The following is a 16,872-nucleotide window of genomic DNA, read 5'->3' as shown; positions in this document are numbered from 1 at the left end:
TTTTATCTGCATAAATAAATAAGCATTAAAAAGCGTTTCGCTCTGAGGGGATCCCTCAAAGTGAAACGCTTTTTTCGTTTGCGATGATGACACCCGAGCCACAGCTCTTTGTCTCCTGAAACTGGGTCGTCCACGGACCACTGCGCCCGAACATATCAAAGTATCGCTGAACCTCCTGAACAGAGACATTTGTGATTGCCACGATTGTAAGTGTCTGTGCCATTGTTGTTGTCTCTTGTGTATTGTGATCTTGTCATGGTGACGAGCTCCTTTCTGAGCAATTTGAAAAATTATCGTCGATTAAATCCCGAATCGTCTGCATCGAGAGATCGATCGAGGCGATTTCATCGGCGCATCGTTTGAGTTCACTGCGAATCAGTGCCTCGTGAGTGATTTCGTGCTTGTACTTGAGCTGGTGTTCCAGACTCGCCCAGAAATCGATCGCGATCGTTCGAAGTTGAATCTCGGCAAAGAGTCCGTCTCCCGGTCCGTCGACAAGCTGAAAAATCAGATGATAACTCCGGTAGCCGTTCGGCTTCGGATAGGAAATGTAATCTTTCTGGTTGATGACGTTGAATTCCGGGCGCTCACAGAGCCAGCGTGCAAGTGCAAATACATCATCGGAGAACGAGCAGATCGCCCGAATTCCGATTGCATCCCGGACATTCGTGAGAGCAGACTCGCAGGTAAGCGGATAGCCGTGTTTTTTGAGCTTGTTTTTCATGCTCTCCGGCGATTTGATCCGGGAAGTGCAGTAGAGAACAGGGTGATACTTGTTGTCACTCTGATTGCCGGGTCGTGTATTTCCAGGGTAAGACTCGATGATTTTTGTGAGCTGTTCGGCAGTCGCCTGCATTGCAGAAAGGCGATCCCCATAAAAAGAGTTGGTGTCCGCACGATCCAGATCAGCGTTTGTCCCTGTATTTGTTTCGGTGTTTGTCTTGGTGTTTCCTCCTGCATTTGTCTCTGCGTTCATCTTGTGTTCCCTTCTTTCAATCTTTTACTTTTATCAGGTCTTGCTGACGGGACAGCCTGGAATCTGCACGGTGATCGTCAGCGGATTCGGGCGAGAAGTTCTTTTGAGGCAAACGGTTTTGTCAGATAGTCATTTGCGCCGAGGTCAAGTCCCTCAACCTTGTCATCGATCTCGGAACGTGCAGTCAGAAGAAGTACCGGAATCTGGTTCTGATGAGAACGGATCTGTTTGAGGACGGTGAGTCCGTCCATTTTCGGCATCATGATATCGAGAACGGCGCCGTCGTAACGCCCACTCGCCAAGGCATTCAGCGCCTCCTCCCCGTCGTAGACAGCATCCGCCTGGTAGCCGTTTCTCTCCAAGATTGTGATGATTGCTTTAGAAAGCGAATGCTCATCCTCCGCAAGCAGTAGTCTCATCGTTCTCATCCTCCCGTTTGTTTCTCTCTTATAATGTTTATTTATAATGTTAATAATTTTAACTGATACGTTACTTAATCTTAAAAGGAGTCTGTGATATTCTTGTGGAAATTTTGTGGTAATTCTGTGTACCGTAGATGTGAATGGATTAACATGTGGATCGTTTGAGAAAGAGTCGTAAACTTGTTAAGATTATGTTATAACTCAGAGTGGATGTCCCCCCTCCTCTTTAGGTGGGGTATCACAAGTCTTCTCAGGAGGGGAGACAATCCCCTTCTGAGTGATACGCTCCGCGAGGGTGCAAAGCGCCAGTGGCGCTTGTTATGCACCGACCGCAGTGGAACGAAGATGCGCACTCTGTTTCATAAATTTTGGTGAAATTCTTTCAACATTTGGAAGCGTAGCATATCGGATTTATGGTATAATTGGAATCATTGACAAATGGAAAGAAAAAAGAAGTGTAGAAGCAGAAGGAGAAAATGTGGTGGAGAGGCAGGAAAACGGAGACATGCGGAGTGGGAGATGTGAAGGAAAGAAAATTTGCAGATTTGCAGGCAGAATTTTCGGCGCAGTCAGCCTGCTTGGCGCATGTGCACTGCTCGCATCGTGTGGGGCAAAGAACAGGGAAAATACAGCGGTTGTGCCGGATTTTGTGTTGACGTATGCGGAGAATCAGGCGGAGGATTATCCGACGACTCAGGGTGCCTACGAATTCGCAAGACTGGTCGAGGAGCGGACCAGAGGAAAAATTCTCGTTCAGGTCAATGCGGGAGCGGTACTCGGCGATGAGCAGTCGGTGATTGAACAGCTCCAGTTCGGCGGAATTGATTTCACCCGTGCCTCCCTCTCTTCGGTCGGAGAATTCATTCCATCCGTAAATGTACTCCAGATGCCATACCTCTACAACAGTGCAGAACATATGTGGAAGGTGCTTGAGAGTGAGATCGGAGACCAGTTCCTTCATAACTTTGAGGGATATGGTCTTGTCGGACTTTCCTGGTATGATGCGGGAGCGCGAAATTTCTATACATCAGAAAAGCCGATTCGGACACCAGAAGATATGGTCGGAATGAAGATTCGAGTGCAGGAATCGGAACTGATGAGCCGGATGGTGGAGCTGATCGGCGCAGAGCCGGTACAGATGGCGTTTGCGAGTGTCTACTCAGCGCTTGAGACCGGAAAGATTGACGGAGCAGAGAACAACTGGCCGTCGTATCAGTCAGAGCGCCACTATGAGGTCGCCAAATATATGACGGTTGATGAGCATGCGCGAGTTCCGGAAGTGCAGATGATCTCGGAGAACACATGGAAGAAGCTGAGTCCCGAGTATCAGGAGATCATCCGTGAGTGTGCGAAGGAGTCCGCACTTTATGAGAGAAAACTCTGGGAGGAGAGAACGAAGCGCTCACGGGAGATTGTCGAAAAAGCTGGTTGTCAGGTGATTGAACTGACTCCGGAGGAAAAGTCTGCATTTCAGGAAAAAATGCTTCCGCTTTACAATGAGTATTGTGGGAAATATATGGATCTGATCGGTAAGATTGTGGAAGTGGGAAAATAAAATAACATTTGATCTTGCGCATATTTTGAGTATAATAAATAAGTAATTAGATTAGAGGAACTTAGAGGAACAAGGAGAAGAAACGAATGGCAAATAAAATTATTTTAACCGGTGACCGTCCGACGGGAAGACTGCATGTTGGACATTATGTGGGTTCTTTAAAGCGTCGTGTGGAGCTTCAGAATTCAGGTGAATTTGATAAGATCTTTATTATGATCGCAGATGCACAGGCGCTGACTGACAATGCGGACAACCCGGCAAAGGTGCGCAATAATATCATGGAGGTTGCACTGGATTATCTATCTGTCGGAATTGACCCGACAAAGTCGAATATTTTTGTTCAGTCCTATGTGACGGAGCTGACAGAGCTGACGTTCTACTATCAGAATCTGGTTACGGTTTCGAGACTTCAGAGAAATCCTACGGTAAAGGCAGAGATTCAGCTTCGCAATTTTGAGACAAGCATTCCGGTTGGATTCTTCTGCTATCCGATCAGCCAGGCGGCAGACATCACCGCATTCAAGGCGACAACAGTTCCGGTTGGTGAGGATCAGATGCCGATGATCGAGCAGACGAAGGAAATCGTTCACAAGTTTAATTCTGTATACGGAGAGACTCTCGTAGATCCGCAGATCCTGCTTCCGAGCAACAAGGCCTGCCTGCGTCTGCCGGGTACCGATGGAAAGGCAAAGATGAGCAAATCCCTTGGCAACTGCATCTATCTGTCTGAGACCGAGGAGGAAGTTCGCAAGAAGATCATGTCAATGTACACCGATCCGAACCACATCCGCGTCGAAGATCCGGGTTGCATCGAGGGCAACACGGTATTTACCTATCTGGATGCATTCTGCAATGACGATCATTTTGCAGAGTATCTTCCGGATTACAAGAACCTTCAGGAACTCAAGGATCACTACCAGAGAGGTGGTCTTGGTGATGTGAAGGTGAAGAAGTTCTTGAACAACGTCATGCAGGAAGAGCTTCGCCCGATCCGTGCGCGCAGAAAAGAGTATGAGAGCCGGATTGAGGATGTTTACGAGATTCTTCGCGAGGGAACCCGTGTGGCAAGAGAGACTGCAAGCCAGACTCTTGCAGAGGTAAAACATGCGATGAAGATCGATTACTTCGAGACTTCGGAGTTCTTGGAGGAGCAGAAGGCAAAATTCTCTGCTGAGAAATAAGGATTGTCTTTTGTGACATTCCGTGATAGGATAGAGCCAATATCTGATTAAGAGTAGCCGGTGCTGTCTGTAAGGGAACTTGCAGACAGGTAAAAGGGAAACAGGTGAAAGACCTGTGCGATCTCGTCACTGTGAGACTGGAGCGAAAAGACCAGAAAGCCACTGATAGAAAATTGGGAAGGCGGTCTTTTGCGTGGGGAATGACTGAACAGATGGATTCCTCAAACAGTTGAGCCAGGAAACCTGCCGGATGCTGGTACAGGAAAGATTTTCCAGATCACGAGGAATTGATCGTACCGACCTGAATGCAGCGTGAGATATACAGACCAGCAAAATGCTGGGCTACATGTACAAGAGAGATAATATCAGAATGAGAAAAGCGATGCGGACAGGTTTCTGACAGATACAGCGGAACATTCGGTTTCGGCTGTCGGTTTGGAAACCGGAATGCAAGCGGATGAGAGAGCTGTTATTTTGTTCAGAATCATTTTTTGTGGGAAACTTTTTCCTGTCTATTTCAAGTTAGTTGGATAGAGAGCAGAGCCTGAGAGAACGAGGACAAGAATCGTTAAATATTCAAAAGGCTCAGGACTTGCAGAAAAAAGGGAGGAAGAAAAGAATGAAACTGAAAAAAATGGCAGCTTTATTTGCAGTAGCAACGACGGTGGCAGTGGTAGCAGGATGCTCAAGCTCATCTAAGGAGACTACGGCAGAGACGACCGAGGCGCAGACGAGTGCGGAGGAGACCACTGCAGAGGAGACGACTGAGGCAGAGACCGCAGAGACCGAGGAAGAAGAGGAAGAGAACTACAATACCGGTGATGCTTCCAAGGATAATCCGAGAAATCAGGATGAGATCGGCGAGGATGAACTGATGGTAGTCAGCTTCGGAACGAGCTACAATGACAACCGTCGCATGACCGTTGGTGCAATCGAGGATGCGATCGAGAAGGCATCTCCGGATTATTCCGTTCGCCGTGCATTTACGAGCCAGATCATCATTGACCATGTAAAATCCCGTGACAACGAGATTATCGACAATGTGACCGAGGCACTTGACCGTGCAGAGAAGAATGGCGTAAAGAGACTTGTGATTCAGCCGACCCATTTGATGAATGGTCTGGAGTACACTGATCTTGTCAATGAGGTTGCAGAGCGTTCTGACGCATTTGAGAAAGTATCCATCGGCGAACCGCTTCTGACGAGCGATGAGGACTTTAAGGCTGTTATGACGGCGATCACCGAGGCAACTGCTGAGTACGATGACGGCGAGACCGCTATCTGCTTCATGGGTCACGGAACCGAGGCTGATTCCAACCAGATTTACGCAAAGATGCAGGATCTGCTGACGGAGTCTGGATATGAGAACTATTTTGTTGGTACTGTGGAGGCAACTCCGAGCCTTGAGGATGTTCTTGCAAAGGTTCAGGCAGGCGAGTACAAGAAAGTTGTTCTTGAGCCTCTGATGATCGTTGCAGGTGATCATGCAAACAACGATATGGCAGGCGATGAGGATGGTTCCTGGAAGAAGACCTTCGAGGATGCCGGTTATGAGGTAACTTGTTTGGTAAGAGGTCTCGGTGAGCTTGAGCCGATCCAGCAGTTGTTCGTACAGCATGCACAGGCAGCCGTTGACAATCTGGCAAAATAAAAAGCGGGTGTCGCAAGATGGCACAAGAGATTACAAAAAATGTGATCGGAAAAAATTAGATTAGAAAAAAGTCAGTCGAAGAAAGACCGGGACCGGGAAAAAACTGGTTATCGGTCTTTTTTCTTCATGGATTCCTGTTGAATTCTTCTTGAATGGATCGCTTCTCTCACATTTCCAATTACAAGACATCGGCAAGAAGAATCGGATATGGCAGTGTTTGCGAGAGTAAGAGAAATTTTAAGGAAAATATAAAAATTGAGAAAAGAAAAATGAGGAGAATATTATGAGAAAGAGATGGATGGCAAAGGCAATTTTGATGTGTGCGACAGCAACCGTGCTTGCAACCGGATGTGCAAAAAATGATACGGCAAACAAGATGGAGCAGACGAGCGGGACAGCGAATGCGGAGAGTGATAGCAGTTTAGAGGAGACGACAGAGGCAACGGCGCAGAGTGAGAACGCAGAAGCTGCGGATGCGGGTGTAGCATCCGGGGATGAAACTGTGGAGGCAAAGGAAGTTGTCGAGGATGGCATGGAGCCGGTATCCGCAGATCAGCTCAAGGAAGGCACTTATGAGGTGACCGTTGATTCGAGTTCGAGCATGTTTAAGGTGACGAAATGTGAACTCACAGTCAAAGATGGAGCGATGCAGGCAGTTATGACGATGAGCGGAAGCGGTTACGGAAAACTTTATCTTGGAAAAGCCGAGGAGGCGGTAAAGGCTGAGGAGAGCGAGATGATTCCGGCAGAGACTGCCGAGGATGGTTCCTGCACATTTACCGTGCCGGTTGAGGCGCTTGATGCGGGAATTGATTGCAGTGCATTCAGCAAGAAAAAAGAGAAATGGTACGACAGAGAGATTGTTTTCCGCGCAGATTCCCTTCCGTCTGAGGCATATGCGGATGGAACGGTTGTGACGGTGGAGAGCCTTGGGCTTGCAGATGGAACTTACACGGTTGAGGTGAGCATGCAGGGCGGATCAGGAAAGGTTTCGGTTGAGTCCCCGACTCATCTGACGGTAAAAGATGGAGTTGCAACTGCAGAGGTGATTTGGAGCAGTCCGAATTACGATTATATGAAGGTAAATGATGTGAAATATGATCGAATCGGTCAGGTCGGAGAGGGAGACAGTTCCATATTTGAAATTCCGATTGCTGAGTTTGATCGCAAGCTGGCAGTGCTCGCCGACACGGTTGCGATGAGCCAGCCTCATGAGATTTCCTATACCCTGACTTTTGATTCTGCCTCCCTGCGACAGGAGAATTAATCAGGACAATCGGGAATGAGAAATTGTATGGACAATCATATAAAAAAGCGAATGAAAAGACGTATGGAAAAGCGTATGGAAAAACGAATAGGAAATTGCAGGGAAAAGGAAAGTTTCATGCAGAGAAGGTTATCGATTTTTCTAATTGTGCTGACGCTGACGATTGGAACGGGAATTGCTCTGACCGGATGTGCAAAGAATGAAGATGCAGGGTCAAAATCGGCGGAGCAGGGAGCAAGATCACAGGAAGGAAGCACAGGAGTTTCTCAGGACTGGGAGACGATGACGCTTCAGGAGACGATGAATCTGCGCTATGCGACTCAGTTTTCAGTGGAGAAATATGAGGGCGGGTATGAAAAAATTGTGATCGGGGATGCAGATACCTATCTTGTTGTGCCGGAACAGGCAGAAATCCCGCAGAATGTACCGGAGAGGGTGACCGTGATCTGCCGTCCGCTCTCGAATATTTATCTGTCGGCGACGTCCGCGATGGATCTTTTTCGCAGTCTGGATGCGATTGATCAGGTGACGCTTTCTGGAACACAGGAGAGTGGATGGTATATTGAGGAGGCAAAGCAGGCGATGGAGTCGGGGGCGATGACTTATGCGGGAAAGTACAGTGCGCCTGATTATGAGCTGATTCTCTCAAAATCCTGTGATTTGGCGATTGAGTCTACGATGATTACCCATTCCCCTGAGGTGAAGGAACAGCTTCAAAAGCTCGGCATTCCGGTACTTGTGGAGCGATCAAGCTATGAGAAGAGCCCTCTCGGACGCATGGAGTGGATCAAACTTTACGGTGTTCTTCTCGGAAAAGAGGAGGAAGCAGAAGCGTGTTTTGAGGAAAAAGCCAAAGAGGTGGAGCAGGTTGTCGCGGAGCAGGCTTCGGGGAAAACGGCGACGTTTTTCTACATCAGCTCAAACGGCTATGCAAATGTCAGAAAACCTGGAGATTATATCTCAGAGATGATCCGGATGGCAGGTGGAATTCCGCTTCCTCAGAATATCGAGGACAATGGAAATGCACTTTCCACGATGAATATGCAGATGGAGGCATTTTATGCAGAGGCAAAAGATGCGGACTATCTAATTTACAACAGCACGATTGATGGGGAACTTGAAAGTCTCTCGGAGCTTCTCGCAAAGAGTAGTCTGCTTTCTGGATTTAAGGCGGTGAAAGAGGGGCATGTGTGGTGCACCGGAAAAAATATGTTTCAGGAGAGTATGGGACTTGGAGATATGATTCTCGATATGCACCGGCTGTTTACGGAGGAAGAACCAGATCCGGCGAAGATGACGTATCTGCATCCGTTGAAGTAAGAATGTAGGCGAGGACAAAGTGAACGTGGAGTGAAAATGTGAATCGATGAGCGTGTGTAACGTCGCCCTTTTTTATAGAGATTAAATAAAAAGTGACAGAGGAGATAACGAGATGAAACATATACAAGCGAGTTATTCATCAGAGGACAAGCAGAAACTTCGGGTGCAGATTTCGTATATCAGTCTGTTGGTGCTTCTGATTTTGCTTGTCTTCTGGAATATCAATGCCGGGAGTGTTCCTCTTTCACTATCGGAGATTCTCGGAATTTTGCTTGGAAATGAGGAAAATGAGGTCGCCTGCCATATTGTTTGGGATATTCGTCTCCCGCGTCTTCTTTCGGCAATGCTTCTCGGCGGAATTCTTTCAGTATCTGGATTTTTGCTTCAGACCTTTTTTGCAAACCCGATTGCCGGACCGTTTGTTCTTGGAATTTCTTCCGGGGCGAAGATGGTTGTCGCCCTTGTAATGATTATCTTTCTTGGAAGAGGAATAGCACTGGGATCGACGGCTCTGATCCTCTCTGCATTTATTGGATCACTGATCTCAATGGGATTTGTTCTCGTATGTTCTGGACGCGTGCGTTCGATGGCGATGCTTGTAGTCTGTGGAGTTATGATTGGATACATCTGCTCTGCAATCACAGATTTTGTCGTGACGTTTGCGGATGATGCAAAGATTGTAAATCTTCACAACTGGTCGATGGGAAGCTTTTCGGGAATCTCGTGGGAAAATGTCAGGGTAATCACTGTTGTGACGGTGCTTGGTATGGCGATGGCAATGTTGCTTGCAAAGCCGATTGGGGCATGTCAGCTCGGAGAGGAATATGCGAGAAGTATGGGTGTTAACATTCGGAGATTTCGTGTGGAGTTGATTTTGCTCTCAAGTATTCTCTCTGCCTGTGTTACAGCATTTGCAGGACCGATTTCCTTTGTCGGGATTGCAGTTCCCCAGCTTGTGCGCCGGATTTTCGGAACGTCGAAACCGCTGTTTGTGATTCCGGGATGTTTCTTTGGTGGAGCAGGATTCTGTTTACTCTGTGATTTGATTGCGCGGACGATCTTTGCGCCGACCGAACTCTCAATCAGTACTGTGACAGCAGTCTTTGGTGCGCCGGTTGTGATCTGGATGATGGTGAAGCGAACCCACAATTAATATGGTTTGGTTGGGAAAATAGTAGATTGAGGTTGTGCCGATGGAGCGAAGCGAAAAAAGCAGAGCACAAGGTGAAAAAGGCGAAGCGAAGAAAAAGCAGAGTGTAAAGAGAAAAGGTGGAGCGTGAAAAGAAAAAATACAACGTAAGAGAAAGATAGGGCAAGATTTAAAAGAGAGCAGAAAGGCAGTTACGCATGGAAAAATCATCGAAGAGTCCAGAAAATAAAATTCAAACCGAACAGATGGCGGTCGGATACGGTTCGCGCCCGTTAATCTCGGAGATTGCGCTTCAGGTTCGAACAGGGCAGATCGTGACACTGATCGGTCCAAACGGGACCGGCAAGTCGACGATCTTAAAGAGCGTGATCGGTCAGCTTCCTCTGCTTGGTGGCGTTGTTTATCTCGACGGAAGAAAGATGAGCATAATGTCCGCGTCGGAGACGGCAAAAAAGATGGCGGTGATGATGACGCAGAAAGTTCGCCCAGAGCAGATGACATGTCGGGATGTCGTTGAGGCAGGGCGCTATCCGTATACCGGAAGATTTGGAATTTTGACGCAGGCAGACCGACAAAAAGTGCTGGAGGCGATGGAGCTTGTCCACGCAAAAGATCTCGCAGACCGGGAATTTGCCAGAATCAGCGACGGACAGCGTCAGCGCGTTCTTCTTGCACGGGCGATTGCGCAGGAGCCGGAAATTCTCGTGCTTGACGAGCCGACGTCCTACCTTGATGTCAGCCACAAACTCGAACTTCTCGCACTCTTAAAAGAACTCGTGAAAAGTCGCGGGATTGCAGTGCTGATGTCTCTTCATGAACTGGATCTTGCAGAGCGAATCTCGGACTATATTGTCTGTGTGGGGCAGGAGCGGATTGAGCGGTGTGGGACGCCCGAGGAGATTTTCACCGATCAGAATATCACGCAGTTGTATCAGATTCAGCGGGGAACGTTCTGCGCGCAGACGGGAACCGTGGAGCTTGAGCGGCCAGAAGGAGACGGGACACCGGAGATTTTTGTAATCGGTGGAGGGGGATCGGCAATTTCGCTGTATCGCCGTTTGCAGAGACAGAATTTACCGTTTTTTGCAGGCGTGATTGCAGAAAATGATGTGGAATATCCGATTGCGCGGGCACTGTCGGCAAATCTCATTTTCTCTCCGGCATTTGAACCGATCGGAGATTCAGAATTTGCACAGGCAGTGGAATGCTTGAAGACCTGCCAGAGAGTATTCTGTACCGTTGAGCGGTTTGGCACGATGAATCACAGAAACCAGGAATTGAAAGATCTGGCGCAGAGTCTTGGAATTTTGGAGGATTTTTGAGGTTTCCGCACGCAGAGACAGATTTTCTGAACGGTAACTTTTTGAAAAAAATGGAATCAGGGCGCCGGACAGAAAGGATTTACAAAGCAAACGAAACCTTGTATAATGAAGCCATGCGTCCATAAAGAAACATACCAAACACATCAGAGTAGAGATTGTGAACGGATAGAGATGTTGTGGATGTGATAAAATATGGAGACAGGGAGATTAGCTATGAGTGACGAGAAGAACGTGGAGATTACAGAAGGAAAAAAAGAGCTTCTGATCAGACTGACAAAAGAAGAGGGGGAATTCTTTATTTTGATGTCTGCTTGTACCAGAGCTCCTTATGTAGAGTGTGATCCGGAAACCTTTGATGATGAGGTTATGATTTATTTTGACGAGCAGAGCGCAAAGGCAAAGACCGAGGAGCTGGCACAGAAGAAGATTCCGACAACGGTGCTGAAACTGGCATCTAAGCAGATGCTTCTGTTCTTTACCACTCTGTATACAATGGGTGTCAATGCTCTTCATCTGAGCTTTAACGGAGAAGAGACGACGATGCAGATTCAGGAGATCGTGAAGAAAAGAGATCAGAAGGAAGCGCCGGATGGCTCTGTATGGGTGGAGAACCCACAGCTTCATCTGACTGCTGTTTATTTTGCACAGGAGCTTCGCAGACCGGCAGAGGAGGATACGAAGGAGCGCCTCAAAGAGCTTCAGGAGGAGATGCTCGCAGACTTCCGCAAGAGCAGTCTGATCTTTGCAATTCAGAAGGATACAAATGCAACTCCGATGATTAAGCTCAAGGACGGCGAGAAATACCAGCCGGTATTTACCGATGTCTTAGAGTTCCGCAAATTCTGTCAGGATGACAGTTTCCGCCCGGTTATTGTGAAGGCAGAACAGCTTCCGAAGGTTCTTGATAAGGATGCAAAGGGTGTTATCTTAAATATGCTGGGAGTAAACCTTCCGCTCCAGATCACCCGTCCGATTCCGGTTATGAATGCTGTTCCGGCAAATGATCCGGCAGTCCTTGCAAAGGCAGCAGCAGATGCGGCAGCTACCGCAATCCGCGAGGCAAATGCCGAGAAGTCTGAGAAGAAGGACGACGAGGAAGAAAAGTAAAATCCGTTATCGTTTGTGCAGGACCAACGCATGAATTGTAACGAAAATCAGGCTCTTTTCACTGGATTCATGCATATTCTTTCATGGGAACAGTTACGTTGATATGGAGGGGTATGCATGAAATGCTGTAAAGGAGTTTTTGAGGGCGGAGGCGTGCGCGGAATCGCTCATGTCGGAGCTGCCTGTGAGATGGAACAGGAAGGCTACCGTTTTGAGTCTGTCGCGGGTTCTTCCGCGGGGGCTGTGGTCGCTGCGCTGATTGCGTCCGGTTATGAGTGCCGAGAACTGAAAAGAGAGATGGAGACACTGAATTACCGAAAGTTTCGTGGGCGGGATATGGTGGATAACTTCGGGACAGTGGGAAAACTGCTGTCCCTTCTCTTTTCTCTCGGCGTGTACAACAATCGGTACCTCGAAAAATGGATGGAGCAGGTACTTTCCGAACGGGGAATTCGGACATTTGGGGATCTTCACCGAAGAGGCAGAAGGCTGATCATTCCGGTCAGCGATCTGTCGATGCGTCGACTTTTGATTTTTCCCGATGATTTGAGTCTCTTGGGTTTGAATCCGGAGACCTTTCCTGTCGCGAGAGCGGTGCTTGCAAGTTCGAGCATCCCGGTTTTTTTTGAGCCGGTCTCTCTGCGGGATGCAAGGGGACGGGAGCATCTGCTTGTGGACGGAGGATTGCTCAGCAATTTTCCGATCTGGGCAATGGAGGCGGAGGAAGATCCGAACTGTCCGACTTTCGGATTTCAGTTTCTTGACTGGAATGAGGAGGCGGGAGCAGACTACTGGCTGGTAAAACGCAACCTGCCCGATTATCTGAGAGCACTCGTCTCGACCTGTATGGAAGCAATCGACAACAGCATGCGCCCGGAGGAGGATCAGAGACAGATTATCTGGATTTCCACGACGACGGGAAGCGGTTCGCGGGAGAAAACGATCCATGCGACCGATTTTGATTTGACGGCAGAGGACTGTGAGGGCTTGTTTGCGAATGGAGTGCAGGCAGTACAGAAGTATTTTGGTTAGTGTACACGGGTAGGCATTTTCTGAACTGAAAATGCCGTATGATGCAGTGGTGGTAGCAGATTTTGCCGATTTGGAATGCGAAGCATCGGCAAAATCTGTTACTGTTTGCGCAAGGCGTAAACGGTAAAGTATTTTGCAAATGATTAAGATATAACATTATAATATCTTATTAAATTTGTAAGATTTCTGTCGATGCTCTTCACTTGACGGGAAAGTTGGAGGACTTTATAATAAGGATAACTGTGCAGGAGAAAATTGGCGGAGATCCCAAAAGACTTCTCAAGACTCAAAGGCTCCAAATTAAGGCACGGTCAGAAAGCAGGTTTTGGATTTGATAAAACGAAGATGGAAGACGAATCTTTGCCGGATCATTTTGACAACGGCGTTTGGGCTGGCGGTGTCGATGACGGCGATGGCGGACGATTCGGCATTTGTTTCAGGCACTTCGGTCAACGGGCTTGGAATCGGCGGTATGACGGTGGAACAGGCAGGAGAGCATATCAGCAGTTTCTACTCCAGCAAATATCAGTTGAAGATAAAAGAGAGAGGCGGAAAGGAAGAGACGATAAACGGAGCTGACATCGGATTTGCGGTGGGACTTCCGGACGGATTTCTTCAGACGATCCTCGATCAGCAGAATGCATCCGGACGCGCATTTGGACCGGATGTGGACAATTCCAATCGAACCGAGATGGCAAATACATTTGATGAGCAGGCACTGACTGACAAGGTGAATGCACTGAATTGTCTGAGCGGAAGCGGGATTGTGACGACGGCGGACGCTTATATTTCCTCTTATCAGGAGGGACAGCCGTTTGAGATCGTTCCCGAGGTAAATGGAAACAACCTTTACCCGGATAAGGTTCTTGAGGCAGTGAAAAATGCAGTCACTTCTGGAAATTCAGAGGTTGACCTGGAAGCGTCCGGGTGTTATTATGCAGTCACAGTCACAAAAGATGATGAGAGACTCAAAAATCTCTGCGATACTCTCAATCAGGTTCGTGAGATGAGCATCACCTACGTGATTGGAGATCAGAGCGAGGTACTCGACTCTGCGACAATCTGTTCCTGGATTACGGGAACGGCTGATGGTCAGATTCAGATGAATCGCGATCAGGTCGCAGGATGGGTACAGACGCTTGCAGGAAAGTACAATACTGCGGGAACAACGCGCACCTTCCACACGGCGACGGGGCGCGATGTGAGCGTGAGCGGTCCTTACGGATGGAAGATTGACCAGAATGCGGAGACTGATGCATTGATCGGTATGATTCGCACGGGACAGACGCAGTCGAGAGAGCCACAGTATGCACAGACCGCAGTCGACCATTCCGCACAGGAGTGGGGTACGACTTACGTCGAGGTGGATTTGACCGGACAGCATGTTTACATGACGAAAGATGGAAGCGTTGTCTGGGATGCACCGTGCGTAACCGGAAATGTCTCAAAGAATTATACGACTCCGGCAGGTCTTTACAGCCTGACTTACAAGGAGAGAGACCGGGTTCTGCGTGGGGCAAAGAAGGCAGACGGAACGTATGAATATGAGAGTCCGGTTTCCTACTGGATGCCATTTAACGGCGGAATCGGATTCCATGATGCGACATGGAGAAGCAAGTTTGGCGGTACGATTTATCAGAACAGTGGAAGTCACGGTTGTGTGAACCTTCCGCCGGAGAAGGCAAAACTTCTCTATGATCTGGTGTATAAAGGAATTCCGGTTATCTGTTATCAGTAGAGACCGGGTCAGGGCATATTCTTTGTCGCCGGATTTTAGAAACGAGACAGAGCGGGATTGCTATGGGGGAATCGACCTGTGGCAGTTCCGCTTTTTGGAGCGTTTTGTGCAATATGAGTTTTGCGCAGTATGAGATGAGAATGCAGAAACGAAGGATAGATAAAAAGGAAGAAGAGATATGACAGACCAGAATGCAGGCACAGCGGAGGAGATCAGTATTCGCGGAAGAAGTCGGAGACGGGGAAGCGTAAAGCCAGAACAGGGACATACAGAGAAGCATACGGAGAAGATAGAGCGCGAAGAACGGACGAGACGTCAGACAAAGAGAGGGAAACATGCAGAGCCGGAATCATCTGGTTCGGAATCAGCAAAGATGACGGCTCAGATCCTGAATCCGGAATGGTCGGAGGAGGAAGACATCTCAGAGGCTGCAGGAGAGCGCAGGCAGATGCGGGCTCGAAGTCGCAGAAGAGGAAGTCAGAATGAGGAAACTCGCAACCGTTTGGAAAACAGCAATTCAGGCACAGATAATTCGAGTGCGGATGGACAGGCACGCCAGAGCGTGAGAAGAAGTCGTACACGACAGAGTGAGCCGACCCAGGTGAATACATTTGAAGCCTCGGCGGGGGGAGCTGTTGCGGTGGAGATGCCCCGCAGGGGAATGTCGCGAAGCCGGTCAGCGCGAGAGGAAGCACTTCGCCGTGAAGCGGAGGCAATGCGTCAGGAGACTGCGGTGGCTGATGAGGAGAAGACCTCCTCGATTTCCGGAAAGGCTATTTTGAAGGGACTCGGGATTGTTGCAGGAATTGCTCTTGTTGTCGCAGGCGGTGTCTATGTTGGACTTGCCCAGAAGTATAAGACCGTCTACTTCCCGAACACACGGATTAACGGCATCGATGCCTCCGGTCTGACTCCGGATCAGGTGAAGGAGCAGATTGAGGCGGGAATCAACCAGTACACGATCACGATTCGCGAGCGTGGAGATCAGACGGAACAGCTGAGCGGACCGCAGATTGACCTTCACCCGGTTTACGACGGAACCCTTGAGAAACTGATTGAGGATCAGAATCCTTATGTCTGGGGAAAATATCTGCGAACAGACCGCATTTTTACAATGGATACGATCGTCGCATTTGATGAGACGAAGATGGACGAGGTTTTCCACAGTCTGTCATGTATGGATCCGGAACAGGTTACTGCGCCGGTTGATGCGCACCGATCAGATTATATCAGCGGAACAGGGTATCAGGTTGTCGAGGAAGTGCAGGGAAATACGCTTGATGAGCAGTCGGCTCTCTCTGTGATTTCTGAGGCAATTATCGGGCTGAACGATGAGGTTTCGCTCGAGGATGCAGATGTTTATCTGAAACCGGCAATCACGTCTGACAATGAAGATTTACAGAACAAGGTTGCAATGTGGAACAAATATGTGGGCGCGAAGATCACCTACAAGTTTGGAAGTGCGCGTCAGACGCTTGACGGCGATACAATCAACACCTGGCTGTCAGATGATGGTGAGGGCAATCCGGTTCTGAGTTCCTCAAAGATTGTCGAGTATGTGGCGCAGATGGCAAAGGAGAGAAATACCGCTTATCAGCCAAAGACGCTCAAGACCACGACGGGTAAGACCGTGACAATCAAGGGACCGTATGGATGGAAGATCAATCAGGACGCGGAGGCCTCGACCTTGAGAGGACTGATTGAGGCGGGAGAGAAGCAGGAGCGCGAGCCTCAGTATTCGCAGAAAGCGGCTTCCCATGATGGAAACGATTACGGAAGTACTTATGTGGAGATCAACCTGACTGCCCAGCACCTCTACTTCTACAAGGGCGGAAGCCTTGTTGTCCAGTCGGATTTCGTGTCCGGAAATGAGTCGAAGGGATGGAGCACGCCGGCCGGAGCTTATCCGCTGACCTACAAGCAGAGAAATGCAACGCTCAAGGGCGAGAACTATTCGACACCGGTTTCTTATTGGATGCCATTCAATGGAGGAATTGGTCTGCACGATGCTTACTGGAGATCAAGTTTTGGAGGAACGATCTACAAGACAAACGGATCTCACGGATGCATCAACCTTCCGCCGGCAGTTGCAAAGACGATTTATGAAAATATTTCCGCCGGAACTGCGGTGCTGTGTTACCACTAGAAATT

At 48.6% G+C, this 16,872-nt stretch carries 13 protein-coding genes, 1 pseudogene and 1 riboswitch; of the genes and pseudogenes, 11 read left to right on the top strand and 3 right to left on the bottom strand.

Going from position 1 to position 16,872, the window contains the following annotated elements; translation table 11 throughout:
- Nucleotides 1–55: 55 nt before the first annotated feature.
- The 3 genes and pseudogenes from AC4EVX_RS03670 to AC4EVX_RS03660 all read right to left on the bottom strand — a co-directional run.
- Entirely contained in the window at nt 56–223 is a 168-nt protein-coding gene (locus tag AC4EVX_RS03670; RefSeq protein WP_308450563.1) for a hypothetical protein, read from the bottom strand.
- Between the two features lie 30 nt (nt 224–253).
- Complete coding sequence (locus tag AC4EVX_RS03665; RefSeq protein WP_490159584.1) at nt 254–976, bottom strand: GTP pyrophosphokinase; 723 nt, start codon at nt 974–976, stop codon at nt 254–256.
- A gap of 80 nt (nt 977–1,056) precedes the next feature.
- Nucleotides 1,057–1,395 (bottom strand): annotated as a pseudogene (locus tag AC4EVX_RS03660) (response regulator); the annotation flags it as partial.
- A 484-nt stretch (nt 1,396–1,879) separates the two neighbouring features.
- Between AC4EVX_RS03660 and AC4EVX_RS03655 the strand changes: the two are divergent.
- The 11 genes from AC4EVX_RS03655 (at nt 1,880) to AC4EVX_RS03605 (ending at nt 16,867) form a co-directional block, all read left to right on the top strand.
- The gene (locus AC4EVX_RS03655; protein ID WP_490159583.1) at nt 1,880–2,953 is read left to right on the top strand and encodes a TRAP transporter substrate-binding protein; all 1,074 of its coding nucleotides are present in this window, start codon (nt 1,880–1,882) and stop codon (nt 2,951–2,953) included.
- Between the two features lie 86 nt (nt 2,954–3,039).
- Nucleotides 3,040–4,134, top strand: a complete 1,095-nt coding sequence (trpS, locus tag AC4EVX_RS03650; protein ID WP_177977276.1) for a tryptophan--tRNA ligase — start codon at nt 3,040–3,042, stop codon at nt 4,132–4,134.
- Nucleotides 4,135–4,175: 41 nt separating this feature from the next.
- A riboswitch (cobalamin riboswitch) is annotated at nt 4,176–4,399 on the top strand.
- A 354-nt stretch (nt 4,400–4,753) separates the two neighbouring features.
- Nucleotides 4,754–5,785, top strand: a complete 1,032-nt coding sequence (locus AC4EVX_RS03645) for a sirohydrochlorin cobaltochelatase (RefSeq protein ID WP_490159582.1) — start codon at nt 4,754–4,756, stop codon at nt 5,783–5,785.
- 283 nt (nt 5,786–6,068) lie between these two features.
- Nucleotides 6,069–7,052 (top strand): hypothetical protein, encoded by a 984-nt coding sequence (locus tag AC4EVX_RS03640; protein WP_177977278.1) that lies wholly within the window; start codon nt 6,069–6,071, stop codon nt 7,050–7,052.
- 117 nt (nt 7,053–7,169) lie between these two features.
- On the top strand, nt 7,170–8,372 hold the full coding sequence (locus AC4EVX_RS03635) for an ABC transporter substrate-binding protein (RefSeq protein WP_490159581.1): 1,203 nt from the start codon (nt 7,170–7,172) through the stop codon (nt 8,370–8,372).
- 112 nt (nt 8,373–8,484) lie between these two features.
- Nucleotides 8,485–9,525 (top strand): FecCD family ABC transporter permease, encoded by a 1,041-nt coding sequence (locus AC4EVX_RS03630; protein WP_490159580.1) that lies wholly within the window; start codon nt 8,485–8,487, stop codon nt 9,523–9,525.
- A 194-nt stretch (nt 9,526–9,719) separates the two neighbouring features.
- The gene (locus tag AC4EVX_RS03625; protein ID WP_490159579.1) at nt 9,720–10,844 is read left to right on the top strand and encodes an ABC transporter ATP-binding protein; all 1,125 of its coding nucleotides are present in this window, start codon (nt 9,720–9,722) and stop codon (nt 10,842–10,844) included.
- Between the two features lie 213 nt (nt 10,845–11,057).
- Complete coding sequence (locus tag AC4EVX_RS03620) at nt 11,058–11,951, top strand: SseB family protein (protein WP_490159578.1); 894 nt, start codon at nt 11,058–11,060, stop codon at nt 11,949–11,951.
- A gap of 117 nt (nt 11,952–12,068) precedes the next feature.
- Nucleotides 12,069–12,983, top strand: coding sequence for a patatin-like phospholipase family protein (locus AC4EVX_RS03615; RefSeq protein WP_490159577.1), 915 nt, complete (start codon nt 12,069–12,071; stop codon nt 12,981–12,983).
- Between the two features lie 331 nt (nt 12,984–13,314).
- Nucleotides 13,315–14,721 carry a L,D-transpeptidase family protein gene (locus tag AC4EVX_RS03610; protein ID WP_490159576.1) on the top strand — a complete coding sequence of 469 codons (1,407 nt, stop codon included), beginning with the start codon at nt 13,315–13,317 and terminating at the stop codon, nt 14,719–14,721.
- Between the two features lie 178 nt (nt 14,722–14,899).
- The gene (locus AC4EVX_RS03605; RefSeq protein ID WP_490159575.1) at nt 14,900–16,867 is read left to right on the top strand and encodes a L,D-transpeptidase; all 1,968 of its coding nucleotides are present in this window, start codon (nt 14,900–14,902) and stop codon (nt 16,865–16,867) included.
- The last annotated feature ends 5 nt before the right edge of the window (nt 16,868–16,872 follow it).

The sequence above is a fragment of the Brotaphodocola sp. genome, from assembly GCF_983179755.1.
This window is presented reverse-complemented; position numbering and strand designations above follow the sequence as displayed.

What these genes read in the sequence shown, in the direction of transcription:
- AC4EVX_RS03670 (WP_308450563.1), bottom strand. Translation starts at nt 223, where the DNA reads ATGGCACAGACACTTACAATCGTGGCAATCACAAATGTCTCTGTTCAG.
- AC4EVX_RS03665 (WP_490159584.1), bottom strand. Translation starts at nt 976, where the DNA reads ATGAACGCAGAGACAAATGCAGGAGGAAACACCAAGACAAACACCGAA.
- trpS (WP_177977276.1), top strand. Translation starts at nt 3,040, where the DNA reads ATGGCAAATAAAATTATTTTAACCGGTGACCGTCCGACGGGAAGACTG.
- AC4EVX_RS03645 (WP_490159582.1), top strand. Translation starts at nt 4,754, where the DNA reads ATGAAACTGAAAAAAATGGCAGCTTTATTTGCAGTAGCAACGACGGTG.
- AC4EVX_RS03640 (WP_177977278.1), top strand. Translation starts at nt 6,069, where the DNA reads ATGAGAAAGAGATGGATGGCAAAGGCAATTTTGATGTGTGCGACAGCA.
- AC4EVX_RS03635 (WP_490159581.1), top strand. Translation starts at nt 7,170, where the DNA reads ATGCAGAGAAGGTTATCGATTTTTCTAATTGTGCTGACGCTGACGATT.
- AC4EVX_RS03630 (WP_490159580.1), top strand. Translation starts at nt 8,485, where the DNA reads ATGAAACATATACAAGCGAGTTATTCATCAGAGGACAAGCAGAAACTT.
- AC4EVX_RS03625 (WP_490159579.1), top strand. Translation starts at nt 9,720, where the DNA reads ATGGAAAAATCATCGAAGAGTCCAGAAAATAAAATTCAAACCGAACAG.
- AC4EVX_RS03620 (WP_490159578.1), top strand. Translation starts at nt 11,058, where the DNA reads ATGAGTGACGAGAAGAACGTGGAGATTACAGAAGGAAAAAAAGAGCTT.
- AC4EVX_RS03615 (WP_490159577.1), top strand. Translation starts at nt 12,069, where the DNA reads ATGAAATGCTGTAAAGGAGTTTTTGAGGGCGGAGGCGTGCGCGGAATC.
- AC4EVX_RS03605 (WP_490159575.1), top strand. Translation starts at nt 14,900, where the DNA reads ATGACAGACCAGAATGCAGGCACAGCGGAGGAGATCAGTATTCGCGGA.